Here is a 13,536-nt window from a genome sequence, read left to right as displayed (position 1 = left end):
CTGAATATATGCCCTGCGGCTAACAATTTTTTCATCAGCAGAAATCGAGAAATTGGTATGTTAAAAAGTGAACCTTATGTACTAGTAGAGCAGCGCAACTCAAAGCTGCACCTTTCCCATTTAGATTTATTACTCATAGGGGTCTGAAGCCCAATGGAACGAAAACGTACGCTAAGCTTCTTACCCCGCTGAACGCTCACTTGCCAACTTTTTAGCAACCCGTATTACTGTACGACCTGAAACATTGGTAAGTTTGGCGGTATCACTGATACTCAGCTTGTTGACTACTCGTAGCTGATAGATTTTTTCGTGTAGTTCTGAATCGGCTTGCCGCCCTCTGTATTTCCCTTCCTCTTTGGCTTTCTTTATTCCTTCAGCCTGACGGCGGCGGCGATCTTGGTAATCTTTTCTCGCGATAGCAGCTAGCATATCCATCATCATGCTATTTATAGATTTGATCATGGGGTTTTGCGCCCATTTCAGCGAAAAGTCCAATGTGAGCCCTCAGCCTTTTATTTATAAGGGCTGAGGGCTACGGCATATTTTCTTTCTTAGCCCTATAAAATACGAACATATGACAAAATCGCTTGGTGTTCACAAGATTTCTGAACCATTTTTGAGAAGGTTTTGGACAGAAACGTGCTAGCTGCTTTGCTAATTTAGGCTATTACGGATAACTTTTCGTACCCTAAAACGTCAAAGACCACCGTTGTTAGCGATGGTCTATCTGCGCGGAATTGGACAAAATCATTCATTATTGATAGAGTTATCAGTTGTGAATTTATGCAATGTGCTCCTAAGAATATGCAAAACTTGGCTGGGAATGTTGATAAATGAGTATCTTGAAAGAAATATTCTAATTCACGCTAAACACCATCACAACGACACGGACATGTGAAGCCTGTACTTTTAATGAACCCCACCTAAATGCTTGCTTTTATTGCGGTTCGTAGAGACAACCTTTTCGTTAGCATTTAGTTTTTCTACAATGCCACATTCTTCCAGCGAACGCCTAGAATCGCATTCATTTCTCAATTTTTTCAACTCGCTCTCTAATAGTTTCAACTCTTTAACTCGATCTTGCACATGCTCCAGATGCTGACTAATAACATTATCAATGGGAGAGCAAGATGTACTATCTGAGCTCATCGCTTGCAACAGCGTTCGTATTTCATCATGGGCCATATCCAAAGCCCTGCAACGGCGGATAAACAAAAGCCTTTCTAGGTGAGTGACATTATAACGGCGGTAATTGTTCTCCAATTCTCTTTGAGCTTTAGGTAATAGCCCTTGTTTTTCATAGTATCGAACGGTTTCCACCGGACAGTCCGCTTTTTTCGCGAGTTCACCAATTTTCATCTATGCCTCTTTAAGTCTTGACTCTGTAGTAGGATCAGGTTTTTTAATGTTGATTATAGTCAATGATAGAGATGATGAAAATGAGTGATTGTACGGACAAACATCTTAGTGAGGATGCTAATACATGCTGTAGTTCAACACATAAGCATTCTCATATAACAAAAGATAACATGGGTGCTCACCAACATGCTGAAACGGTTCTCCAGCATGATAAAAATGGCTGTGATTCATGTTGTACGTCTGCTCCTAGCAAACTTAAGAGCTTATCTGGCTCTGAAAAGATCGGAAATGATGTCCGTACTGAAGTTCGTATTATGCAGATGGACTGCCCCGTTGAAGAGCAGTTAATTCAGAAAAAACTTGGTGGGATGAATCAGGTAAAGAAACTTGAGTTCAATTTAATGCAAAGGGTGCTAACTATCACTCACACACCAGACTCCTTGGATATGATACTAGTTGCTATCCGTTCGCTTGGGTTTGAACCAGATGTATCTGATGACAGTCAGATTCACAAAGTTCCTCATGAAAAGGAGAAACCATTGTGGCCATTGGTTTTGGCTGGTATCTCAGCGATAGGGTCGGAAGTGGCACATTGGACTGGGATACCGGAGTGGGTTCAAGCCACATTAGCATTAATTGCTGTACTGTCTTGTGGGTTAACAACTTATAAAAAAGGATGGATATCTATACGCAATGCTAATCTCAACATGAATGCATTGATGAGTATCGCGGTTACTGGTGCATTTATTATTGGTCAATGGCCAGAAGCGGCCATGGTAATGGTATTGTTTACTATTGCTGAACTAGTTGAAGCAAAATCACTCGACCGAGCTAGAAACGCTATCAGCTCATTAATGAGTTTAACACCTGATACGGTGATAGTTCAGCAATCAGATAACTCTTGGAAAGAAGCTGATGCTCAAACCGTGCAACTTGGTGACATTGTCAGAGTAAAACCGGGGGAACGTATTGGTCTCGATGGCAATATCATTAAAGGGCAAACCACCATCAACCAAGCCCCTATTACTGGTGAAAGTATGCCTGTCGATAAGATTGAAGGTGACTCAGTTTTTGCAGGAACGATTAATCAGGCTGGAGCTATTGAGTATAGAGTGACCGCAGCAGCTAACAATACAACTTTGGCACGCATTATTCATGCAGTAGAAGAAGCTCAAGGTGCTCAGGCTCCAACTCAACGTTTTGTTGATCGTTTTTCTCAAATCTACACACCCGCTGTCATTGCGATTGCATTCGCAGTTGCTGTGTTACCACCCGTTTTGGGGTATGGTGAGTGGTTAGATTGGATTTACAAAGCGCTTGTTATGTTGGTGATTGCTTGTCCTTGTGCACTTGTTATCTCTACGCCTGTCACTATTGTTAGCGGCCTGACAGCGGCAGCACGTAAAGGCATCCTGATTAAAGGAGGTGTGTATCTTGAACTGGGGAGAAAATTAGAAGCACTAGCTTTAGATAAAACTGGGACGATTACCCACGGAAAACCAATGTTGATTGACGTAATGACTTTCAACGAATGGACAGAAGATTCCGTTTACTCAATAGGGTTTAATCTTACAAATCTATCTGACCACCCAGTCTCTACCGCCATTGCCACCGCGCTATCTACTCAAAAAAGGCTTGATGTAGACGATTTTAAAGCTATTGCTGGCGAAGGCGTATCTGGAACAATCGCCAAACATAAATATTACTTGGGTAATCAGAATCTTGTAGAGAGACATTTTACTATCCCCACGGACATTAGAAGCCATATTCACAAGTTAGAAAAACAAGGTAAGACCGTGTCATTGCTTCATAACGGTATCCAAGTTCTGGGACTATTTTCAGTGGCAGATACTGTAAAGGAAAGTAGTCGTGCCGCGGTTCAACAACTCCATGAGTTGGGCATAAAAACGATTATGTTGTCTGGAGACAACTCACATACCGCATCAGCAGTTGCGTCTCAAGTCGGTATTGACGAAGCTCATGGCAATCAGCTTCCAGAAGATAAGTATCGTACTGTTGAAGCTTATTCCAGTAACGGTGTTATAGGTATGGTGGGAGATGGCATTAATGATGCGCCTGCACTGGCGGCTGCAAATATTGGATTCTCAATGGGAGCTATGGGAACTGATACCGCCATTGAAACATCTGATGTCGCATTGATGGATGATGATCTACGAAAAATCCCGACATTTGTCAGCTTGTCTAAACGTACCTACCAAATACTGATACAGAATATTAGCTTTGCTCTTGCTATAAAAGCCCTATTTTTAGCCCTAACTTTTGTTGGCGTGGGTACTATGTGGATGGCAGTTTTTGCTGATGTTGGCGCAAGTTTACTTGTTGTCGCCAATGGGTTGAGGCTGCTGAAGAAGTGATGGCTTAAACTACTCATTTTGATAAATATCATCATGGATTCGCCTTTAATAACAATAAAGAATGATATACATTTTTATTAATATGGAGTTACTTTGAAGACATTAACTAACTCGACATTTGTTGGGATATTCTTACTTTTATCGAGTGTTGGGATGGAGCTATTTGGCCTCTTCACACAATACTACCTAGGCTTCGAACCTTGTGCGAACTGTGTTCAGATTCGACTATTTATATTGTTTCTTGGTATAGCGGGTATATTACACATCTTTGCAAATCAGAATGACATAACTAAGATTTCGACGTTGTTGTTATCGCTCATCGGCACCTACTTTGCATTGCAGTTTTCGTGGGATAACCACTTGATTGAAACAGGTCAAAAACTTTCAAGTTGTAGCTATGGCTCTCCATTTCCGAGTTTCATGCCTTTAGATTCATGGTTCCCAACCATGTTCGAAGCTAAAGGCCCATGCGGGACACCATCTCCACTGTATGGAAACATAACTTTTACTGACCTATCGATTTTTGGCTTATCCTTGTTGCTCGCAATGATAACGATAACACTTGGTGCAAACCTCTATAAGGTTAAGGAAAAAATGCATAATGAACCAAAATAAAATCGTACTTTCAATTACTTTGCTAATGGGAGCACTGCTCACTGCTTTTATGTTTAGTTGGTATCAACAGCAAAATAATGTTGATATTTCAGTTAAAAACAATGAGCTCGAACGGCAATACTCAGTAAGCTTTGGTCCCGAAACAGCCAAAGTAACCATCGTAGAGTTTTTTGACCCTGCTTGTGAGGCTTGCAGAGCATTTTACCCTTTTGTTAAGAAAATCATGAACGAAAACCCAGACGATATTCGCCTCGTATTGCGTTACGCTGCGTTTCATGAAGGCTCAGATGAAGTCGTATTAATGTTAGAGGCGGCAAGGCGCCAAGGGCTTTATAGTGAGGTGCTTGTATCTATATTAGCAGGACAAAACTCTTGGGCTTCACACAGTAAACCAAATTTAGCAAATGTCTGGAACATTGCTGAAAGTGCAGGATTGGATATTTCTAAAGCTCGCGAAGACATGGAAGATCCAGACATAATTCAAGTACTTGAACAAGATACAGCGGATGTAAAATCGTTAGGGATTCAAAAAACGCCAACATTTTTTGTAAACGGGAAACCTTTAGAGAGCTTTGGTTCACAGCAGCTCTATGACTTAGTGCAAAGCGAGCTCAAATAGGCGCAATACCTCATTAAGTACCTTGAAGATAAACACCGTCAAGGTACCTTAGGTGTAGAGGAATGGTGTCAATGTATGGCAATCGTAAATGTACACTTCAAACCATGAGGTTTATTGCGACTTAACAGTAGATTTCCACCGTAATTGTTCGCCAATGCTTTCGTGATAGAGAGGCCTAATCCGACATTAGAGTAATCTGCACTTCTTGCTGAGTCTAGACGAGTAAAGGGGTTTATGACCTCTTTTAACTTCTCGATCTCGATACTCACACCCGTATCTGAGATCGTAAACTCAATTAAGTCGGAATGTTTGGATACACCCAATGATATCCCACAAGATTCACCGCCACTTCTCTCTTTATAGTCAGTACAGTTATATGAGTATTCATTTTAAGTTTACCTGTATAAATTCGGCATTTTGCTCAGTTCTGGGAGTTTCTGAGCACCGCCCCTCAACCGTCAGCCATGAGGAAAAGTACTGCTATACCAGTGGCACGATCTGCCACTGAGTAATTGAGTTAACACCAAATGGGGCATTTCTTGTTTAGGGGACTAAAGCCCATAAGGAACAGAAACGTTAAGCTTCTTATCCCAATGAACGCTCACTTGCTAACTTCTTAGCCACCCGAATTACCGTTCTAGTGGACACATTCGTCAATTTAGCGGTATCACTGATACTTAACCCATTGATAACTCTTAACTGATAGATTTTTTCATGAAGCTGGAGATCTGCTTGTCTTCCTCGATATTTTCCCTCTTCTCGAGCCTTCATGATCCCTTCAGCTTGCCGCCGCCGTCGATCTTGGTAATCTTTTCGTGCAATTGCAGCGAGCATATCCATCATCATCCCATTAATAGCCCTGATCATCGAACGAGTGAACTCGTCGGGAATGTGTGGCGCAAAAGCGATATGGCTAGTTGGTAAATCGATACTGATTACCTTAAGTTCCTTTTGGTTCAGCATTTCTTTTAATTTGAACCAACTTTCTTCATCAAGTCGAGAAAGACGATCAATTTGCTCTATTATGATCGCATCACCAATTGCAGCATCATCAAGTAATCGGAGTAATTCAGGTCTTTGTAATGAGGCTCCCGATTCATTCTCAATATACCAACCTGCTATTCGAAAGCCCTTTTGCTGTGCAAACTCCTGTAAAGCACCTTGAGCACGTTTTGCATTCTGATCAGAGGTTGATGCTCTTAAGTATCCAAAGATGTACATAAGCCCCTCAAAGTGACATTTAGATTATGATCTAAACAAGTGTGACAAATAGGTTATGACAAATCTACTTTTCGTGTCAATTTTTACGTGTGACTTATAAGTATACCTAAGCGTCATACCGTTCTAACTGTTTGATTTAATGCTTAACGTACGAAACCGTACCGTTGGGCTTCACACCCCGTCTCAGATTCAACACCTTTTGGGCTGTAGCCGATCAACTATTGCAAAGGTCAAAAAGCAGGGTAACTCTGACAAAGACTTCACTTTGTAACAAGGAATTAATCGAAGCAAATTTTTCCTTTAGGAATATAAGGTTATGCTCTTAGCGTACAATATTTTCCGAATCGTCGTGTGACCCCAAAAACGATTCTGAGATTAAATATCCTTTATAAGGAGCAGTGCTTATCCTGTAAGCACTGCTCCTTATAAAGTTTCAATCTTTAATGTAAAAGTGGCGAACTTTATCGTCAGAGTTACAAACTTTGTTGTCCACCGACATCAGCTAACAAATAAACTCTATTCGAAACGACAGCAGTATTTTCTTTAAATAACTCACTGTAAATAGCTAACGAACTCTCAATTAAGTTGAGGAATCCGTAAAACTTTTCAACATCATTGCCATAATTATTAACAAGAGATTTGAGCCTCCACAATTGCTCTTCCAACTTGTCACCTTTCTGCCCAGCGTAAATAAGAGCTTTAATATCTTTTCTTGTCTCCTTGTATGCTGCTTTTTTGAGTAAGGATTTCAGATAACGCATAACAATCGCATTTCGCTGGTGGAGAGGCACAAACCGACGTGTATCGCTACATTCCATATAAAGGTGTAACAATGTATTGATTACTAAGTCATTTACCAATTGTGGATAATCACCACTTTTTCTTCTCATTTATCACACCTCGCACTTAAAGAGTTGGTTTAGAACTGGTGTACCGAAAGTACAGTAATCGGTACACCTTACAACCTGTTCATTCTCGATTTAAACCATAATAACATCCTTAAATATCAGTCTGTTATGATTATTTATCTAGATGCAAAACAATCAAACTGTACCGCCATTCAATTCTAACGTATTAAAGGTACACTTGTTTGTAACTGTACCGTATTTGGCATACTATTGACGGTATACTTGATTTTTTTGAAGAGAAATGATTATGGAAAAGCGGCAACAAAGTCCTGCATTGACTTATTCAGACGTAAAAGGTGTCTGTGACCGTCTACATGCTTCCGGAGAAAAGATAAGCGGCAATCGAGTGATCGCAGAACTTGGCAGAGGTTCCAAAGGAACGGCTCTAGGCTTTGTTAGGCAGTGGCGTGAAGAGCTCGAAGCATCCCAGGCTCATTTAATGGAATCAATGGGATTCAGTGATGCATTTGCTGACTCATTTATGAAAGAGATGGGCAGGTTTCAAACTGCTATTGAATCTCGCTTTGAAGAAACGCTACGTGCTGCTAAAAGTTCCGAAGCAGAGGCTCTTTCTGCCTTAGCTGATGCTGAAAGCAAAATAGAGCGCCTTCAATTTGAAGTTCAAAAGAAAGAACAGTTGGCACAGGAACATAGCGAACAACATGCAGCGGCCAAATCATCTTGGACTACTACTGAACAGACACTGCGTGATCAACTAGAAGAAAAGAGTAGGGTGATTGTTGAACATCGAACTCAGATTGACCGATTAACCACAGACTTAGCCAAAGCGGAGATGCGTCTTGAGGACAGCAGTAAGCTGGTAGAAGAGGCTCAATCTAACCGTGAACAACTACGCTCTGAGTTAAAAGATATCCGCGAAAAACTCACCCAAGCAGAAACACAAAACGCGACTATAAGTGCTCAAAATGAAGCACTCCGTGAATCTTTAAAAGCAGAGAAAGAATCGCATCAAACAACTCAGGATAGAGTTAACCATCTTCAAGAGCGGCTTATGCAATCAGAGAAAGGGTTGGGGCGACTGGAGACAATTAGCGAAGCTCTCGATACCGAAAAAGCAGCTCACGCGGCCACTTCAAAAGCAAAAAGCAAACTTGAATCTGATTTGAATTCCGAACGCAAAGCTCATATCAGTACAAAGAAAAAATTGTCGCAACTTGAGGTGAAAGATTAGTTATGAGCGAAACTAAATTGTTTGGTGAAGCTTTTAAAATCTATAACAAACACCAGCGTGTTGTAGTTCAGTTCCAGTATACAGAGACCCAAAAGGATGAATATCCTTCGGTCACAATCGAGATTGCGCCACTTCTTGGCACTGATGCAAACTGGCAGGAAAAAATTTCCGTCCAGTTGACAAGGTATGAGCTTACCAGCTTTACTCAGGTACTGTTCGGCCTTGCTCGTTTATCTGAGGGGGCTTATCACGGTTCTAAGCGTAACAAAGGTTTCAAATTACAACATAATGGACCCGAAGGGATTTCACTATCCTTATCAGAAGCAGGGCAGGTTAAACAGTGTTTGTTTAATCCGCAAGAACGTACTGAATTAGGTTCGTTTATCATTCGACGTCTTGCTATGGGATGGAAAATGACGGTTGCTGATGTGTTGGCAATACTCCGCCAAAGCGCTTTGCTTGAGAGAACAGCTAAAAAAACAGAGAGCTAGCGTTTTGAAACCATAGCGATCATCAGCAATATTACCCACCAAGGCATAGAAAATACAATTGTGGCAGACATAATAGATACACTGTAAAGCCAATAACCAACCACCATTTCGGTTAGTGGATAATAAGCCTCGAAAATGAAGACAATCCCCGTTAATAACACTCCTACGGCTATCGCTCCCTTCCATGCGCTCTGCATATCAGCTTTGCTTGGTGTCGAGTGAAACGCCACAACGCTGCTGATCAGCATCCAGAGCCAGAACTGAGGCTCCGAGCTCACGGAAAGAATCGCAATACCAGCACCAGAAATGCCGTACTGCACAGCATAGAAAGCATCTTTGACTGGATCGCCCGTTATTCCCATAGGAATTTCTACTATGCGCCAAGCCAGCGTATCCAATAAGCCTGGAAGCATTAGCTTTGTAGTTAAGTATATGACTGCACCAGCTCCTATCAAAGGAGCAATACCAATAAAGAAAAGCCCGACATTTTGCAACGGTGACAACACGTTCCATTGATGCTCGACGTATCCCAAGCGGCCATGCCCAGCTGTGTATTCAAAAAACTTTATTTTGGTTATTCGGTGCCGAAAAAGGAACGCCGCAATAGCATGACTGAGTTCATGAATAGGCACTCCAATAGCTGCTGTAGCTAAGTACACCCCCCGGCTGGCTTTATTGCGAAGCGCAATAGGGGTTAACAACTTTCCAATAAGGTTTTGAATAATGACCACCAGCACAATGGGCTGCAAACCAACTAAAAACCATGTCAGAAATGATACGAGCATGTTAAATTACCAACCTCTTACTTGCATTTCGCATTTGCTCATCTTTGATGCGAATATACCTTTGAGTGGTAGTAACGCTAGCATGTCCCATCATATCCTTTAAGGTCATGATATCAACGCCAGTTTCCAATAAGTCGTTCGCGTAAGTCCGACGCAAATCATGAGGAGAGCAATGCTCTAACCCAGCTTCCATTCGTCGAGTTCTCAAGATTTCGTAGATTGCCTGATCTGTCATTCGACTGTCTTGTACATCATCATGTCGTCGAATTCTTGGAAAAAGAGGCCCAGGCTGTTCACCTCGAACATCATTAACCCACAATTTTAATCTTCTAAGCGTTCCGTCGGGCATAAAGGCCAATCGTTCTTTATTACCTTTACCCATAACTGTAATTGCTTGTTCTCGCCAATTTATATGGCCTAGATCTAGGGCCACTATTTCACCTCTCCTTAAACCGCAGCCTAAAAGCACCCCAAAAATTGCACTATCTCTAACTCCTTTACATCGTGAGTCTTCATCACACACTTTGAAAAGCTGGGCAACTTCATGACGTTCTAGCGCTCTCCCTTTGGGAATTCTTTCGCCACGCACATTCTTTATTTGCTTGATATGGTGATAACTTTCCATATCAATCTGCTTCATTGTCCATGCTTCAAGAGCGACGCCTTTTAACCCAGCAAGATAGGTGTTAATGGTGTCTGGAGCTCTTCCTGCATCAATAAGCAAGTCAATAATACCCTGGACATGGTGGCGTCTCATTGTCCCCCAGTCACAATGAAACATGCTTTGGTTGCCCGTCATTTTGGCTACATTATTCAGGAAGTAACCCATTTTTTGACGGCTAAGCTTTGAGCGGAGACTAAGTAAATAGGCTGATGCCGCGTTAGTTTTTATACTGCTCTTAATCTGTTCTGCGGTGATCAGCTCTCCTTGTTGTTCCGCAGTTATTATGTTGTTAGCGTGATATTCCATGTTGGTTTCTCTTCTTTTCATGCACGTTGTATCGAGAGTAGGGGCCACATTCACTGATTATTTTTTAAGCCCTAAAGCTACCATCAATAAATCTACGAACTTCTGGGATATTGTTGGTTGCTTTTCTTCTTTAGGAGCTTTAGCAGCTTGTTCATATTGCTGGATCAAGGGTTCAAACCGTACTGGATTACATAGCAATTTATATACAGTCATATTTGGGCTCTCAATTGGTTTATTGCTTTCAAAACCGAACTGATCCACCAGGTATTTAGCAACAGCTCCACTGCGTGAACGACCAAAATAGCAGTGAACGTAGATTTTATTCACTCCAGAAGAGATTAGTTGAGATATGAAATTTTTTAGTTTCTCTGCCTGTTCTGAATCAATATAAGAACAATAGCGCATTCGAAACTCATCTTTATGGATGTGGATAGCGTCTTCACTATAGCCTCCATCAAAAAAAGAATCTCTGTATATCAGCTCCCAGGAACCTAGTTCAGCTAAAGGTTTTCCCGGATCGGTGATAGAAATCATTGCTACTCCGGGCTCTGGGTGAATAGTCTCAGCCTCTCTCTGGCTAACAAAAATAACTTTTCCGTTACACATTGGCTTCTCTTCGAGTGTTCTTTTGGGACAATAAAGGGAATTTTGTCTTTGTTTTGTTAGAACAGCTTTGTATCTGGCTGTTTTTTAATTACTTTTACTCTTTGTTCGTTTGGTGCAATCTTGGTTTTGCTCGCTGTTTCACTAGAACAGTCAATACCTGCTTGCGTCTTTGGGGTGGGAATCTAATAGTTCTTTGGCCTGGCGTTCACCTTCTGCTGTATTAACTGGAAGGGTTGTATAAACACCATAATGGCGCATGTCTACAATATAGTCTCTACAGCATAGAGCTACATTATGAACTTTGCCCTCTGCATCGAGACCACCAAAGGTATGACATGGCTGAGTAAACATTCGCTTGCACTTTGAGCAACGAGCGCTGTTTTTGTTGATCACTCTACTTAGAACTTTTTCAAACTTTGTTTTATTTAGCATATGTTACCTCCAGAACCTAAGCATCTTCCGTGACCGCGTAACAAATAAAATCCATAGCTCCTCGTTAACACCGTGCTCAAGAGTATGTTTTTTCATGTCCTCTTTTAGTTTATAGAACTCCCTTTTAAACAAGACATGCCGTATAAGGGTAACTGCAAAACCAAGAGTTGAAAGTACTGCTGCTACTAGTGCCATTTCAGTTAAATCCACGATTTTCCGCCTCCGTACCTTGTTGTGCCGAAATATGAAAATAAAAGTGTGTAGGTAAAATAAAGTTTGCCAACATACAACTCTATGTAGAATAGAGTTCGCCAAAATGGATAACGCCACTGCTAAACCACCCGGTATATCATGGTTTTAGAATAGGACGGCTATCGTTCCTTTTATCCACTCAAAAAGGTGCTTATACGTGACTTTATGCCCCTCGTGCGCGAAAAGTGAGTCGCAAACTATTCGACCTTTAAATTTTACAAGCTCTACTTTGGAAAAGGTACATTTTCGTAAGTAGAGAATTTAAGGTTAATATTACACCAGTTATTGGTTGTTTTGGAACAATAAAGTTATGCATCCTTGAAAGTGTAACGTCTGTCTTAATGGTTAATATCTACGGTTGTAAGGGTGAACTGAACTAAAGCATAGTTCTTATAGAGGTAGTGCTTTCTGTGCTGATTGGAATCTAACAGAGGCGACAAACAGAGGCGATGTTGCCAAACTCATTTCTGCCCCAAAGTTTGCTGCGCCGTTAAACACGACATCAGATAATCGGTCCATTTAGACATACAAAAAGTAATACTTGTCAAAAGATATGGCCTGAACCCATCTACTCATATGAATCTAGGTAAATCAATTGAACGCTAATTAACCAGTTAGTGACAGCTATCTTGAAAGACACCGTAATGAATAGATGTTTTTAAGGTACTGTGTCAAACTATAAGAGTTAAGTGTTATATCAATTTTATTTTAAAGAAGACGTCTTATGGCCAGTTCAGAGCAATTAAAAGCATTGTTGCAGTCGCATCTAGAAAAGGATGACGACCGATTTATGTCTATTGCTTTGCAAGTCGCAGCACATGAAGCTCGTAGTGGTCATGGAAAACTTGCGCAGGAGCTGCGAGATCTTGTTACAGTAGCTAAGAAAAAGTCTTCTGCAGATAAAAATGCCCCAATTTCAATTGCAAAAGGAGTTCAGGATGCTAGTGGACTTCTTTTTGCGTCTCAGCCTAAAAACAGGCTTGTTGACTTGATTGCAAAAGACGATTTGAAAGTTCGGCTTGAGCGATTGGTCAGAGAGCAAAAATTCATGACGAAATTAAAAACTCATGGATTGTCTCCTCGTCGAAAAGTGCTATTGGTTGGTCCTCCAGGAACAGGTAAGACGTTTACTGCATCAATCTTGGCTGGAGAATTGGATTATCCTTTGTTTCAAGTAAGACTTGATGCATTGATAACTAAGTTTATGGGAGAATCTTCTGCTAAGTTAAGACAAGTTTTCGATGCAATTAGCAATGTTCGAGGTGTGTATTTTTTTGATGAATTCGACGCTCTAGGTTCACAGCGGAATTCTCAGAATGATGTGGGTGAAGCTCGCAGAATATTAAATAGCTTTCTTCAAATGATCGAACAGGATGAGTCTAATAGTTTAATCGTATGTGCTACTAATCATATTGAAATATTGGATAATGCGTTATTTAGACGGTTTGACGATGTTATCCGGTACGAATTGCCAGAAGATGACGAAATCATAACTTTGTTTAAAAACAGACTTAAGCCATATGTAGTAAAGAGCTTTCCATGGAAAAAATTGCCAGAGTTAGCTAAAGAGTTGAGTAGTGCAGAGATCAGTCGAGCTGCGGATGAATCAATCAAAGATATGCTGATTAATGGAACGGATCGAATCACGTTGACCACTGTTAAAGATGCTATCTTAGATCGAAAAAACATGAGAAAGGATCTGTTTTAAATT

At 40.9% G+C, this 13,536-nt stretch carries 13 protein-coding genes and 2 pseudogenes; 6 read left to right on the top strand and 9 right to left on the bottom strand.

Annotation, left to right across the window (positions count from 1 at the left end; all coding sequences use genetic code 11):
- Positions 1-180: 180 nt before the first annotated feature.
- Positions 181-462, bottom strand: a pseudogene (locus DI392_RS13505) (recombinase family protein); the annotation flags it as partial.
- 447 nt (positions 463-909) lie between these two features.
- Positions 910-1,359 (bottom strand): Cd(II)/Pb(II)-responsive transcriptional regulator, encoded by a 450-nt coding sequence (locus DI392_RS13500; protein ID WP_025590161.1) that lies wholly within the window; start codon positions 1,357-1,359, stop codon positions 910-912.
- Positions 1,360-1,529: 170 nt separating this feature from the next.
- On the opposite strand from DI392_RS13500, the gene DI392_RS13495 reads away from it, so the two are divergent.
- From DI392_RS13495 to DI392_RS13485, 3 genes are all read left to right on the top strand, one after another.
- Complete coding sequence (locus DI392_RS13495) at positions 1,530-3,734, top strand: heavy metal translocating P-type ATPase (protein WP_245884061.1); 2,205 nt, start codon at positions 1,530-1,532, stop codon at positions 3,732-3,734.
- Positions 3,735-3,827: 93 nt separating this feature from the next.
- Positions 3,828-4,349 carry a disulfide bond formation protein B gene (locus DI392_RS20035; RefSeq protein WP_109320310.1) on the top strand — a complete coding sequence of 174 codons (522 nt, stop codon included), beginning with the start codon at positions 3,828-3,830 and terminating at the stop codon, positions 4,347-4,349.
- The gene (locus DI392_RS13485) at positions 4,336-4,968 is read left to right on the top strand and encodes a DsbA family protein (RefSeq protein WP_102969726.1); all 633 of its coding nucleotides are present in this window, start codon (positions 4,336-4,338) and stop codon (positions 4,966-4,968) included. The genes DI392_RS20035 and DI392_RS13485 overlap by 14 nt, the downstream gene beginning before the upstream one ends.
- Positions 4,969-5,036: 68 nt before the next feature.
- On the opposite strand, the pseudogene DI392_RS20030 reads toward DI392_RS13485, so the two are convergent.
- From DI392_RS20030 to DI392_RS13470, 3 genes and pseudogenes are all read right to left on the bottom strand, one after another.
- Positions 5,037-5,330 (bottom strand): annotated as a pseudogene (locus DI392_RS20030) (ATP-binding protein); the annotation flags it as partial.
- A 223-nt stretch (positions 5,331-5,553) separates the two neighbouring features.
- Positions 5,554-6,189 (bottom strand): recombinase family protein, encoded by a 636-nt coding sequence (locus DI392_RS13475; RefSeq protein ID WP_031847521.1) that lies wholly within the window; start codon positions 6,187-6,189, stop codon positions 5,554-5,556.
- Positions 6,190-6,662: 473 nt separating this feature from the next.
- A complete protein-coding gene (locus DI392_RS13470) occupies positions 6,663-7,079 on the bottom strand; it encodes a DUF2913 family protein (RefSeq protein WP_109320309.1) in 417 nt (138 codons plus the stop codon).
- 265 nt (positions 7,080-7,344) lie between these two features.
- On the opposite strand from DI392_RS13470, the gene DI392_RS13465 reads away from it, so the two are divergent.
- Positions 7,345-8,289: a DNA-binding protein gene (locus DI392_RS13465; RefSeq protein ID WP_014386794.1), complete on the top strand. Its 945-nt coding sequence runs from the start codon at positions 7,345-7,347 to the stop codon at positions 8,287-8,289.
- A gap of 2 nt (positions 8,290-8,291) precedes the next feature.
- Positions 8,292-8,780 carry a hypothetical protein gene (locus DI392_RS13460; RefSeq protein WP_032073030.1) on the top strand — a complete coding sequence of 163 codons (489 nt, stop codon included), beginning with the start codon at positions 8,292-8,294 and terminating at the stop codon, positions 8,778-8,780.
- Here DI392_RS13460 and DI392_RS13455 read toward each other — a convergent pair.
- The 4 genes from DI392_RS13455 to DI392_RS13440 all read right to left on the bottom strand — a co-directional run bounded on the left by DI392_RS13455 (position 8,777) and on the right by DI392_RS13440 (position 11,573).
- Entirely contained in the window at positions 8,777-9,565 is a 789-nt protein-coding gene (locus DI392_RS13455) for a hypothetical protein (RefSeq protein ID WP_014386791.1), read from the bottom strand. The genes DI392_RS13460 and DI392_RS13455 overlap by 4 nt on opposite strands.
- Position 9,566: 1 nt before the next feature.
- Positions 9,567-10,535, bottom strand: coding sequence for a tyrosine-type recombinase/integrase (locus tag DI392_RS13450; RefSeq protein ID WP_014386790.1), 969 nt, complete (start codon positions 10,533-10,535; stop codon positions 9,567-9,569).
- 57 nt (positions 10,536-10,592) lie between these two features.
- Positions 10,593-11,141: a protein-tyrosine phosphatase family protein gene (locus DI392_RS13445; RefSeq protein ID WP_014386789.1), complete on the bottom strand. Its 549-nt coding sequence runs from the start codon at positions 11,139-11,141 to the stop codon at positions 10,593-10,595.
- 150 nt (positions 11,142-11,291) lie between these two features.
- Entirely contained in the window at positions 11,292-11,573 is a 282-nt protein-coding gene (locus DI392_RS13440; RefSeq protein ID WP_014386788.1) for a hypothetical protein, read from the bottom strand.
- Between the two features lie 976 nt (positions 11,574-12,549).
- Between DI392_RS13440 and DI392_RS13430 the strand changes: the two genes are divergently transcribed.
- Positions 12,550-13,533 carry an AAA family ATPase gene (locus tag DI392_RS13430; RefSeq protein ID WP_041156846.1) on the top strand — a complete coding sequence of 328 codons (984 nt, stop codon included), beginning with the start codon at positions 12,550-12,552 and terminating at the stop codon, positions 13,531-13,533.
- Positions 13,534-13,536 lie beyond the last annotated feature (3 nt).

The sequence above is a fragment of the Vibrio albus genome, assembly GCF_003144035.1.
Taxonomy (GTDB): Bacteria; Pseudomonadota; Gammaproteobacteria; order Enterobacterales; family Vibrionaceae; genus Vibrio; species Vibrio albus.
This window is presented reverse-complemented; position numbering and strand designations above follow the sequence as displayed.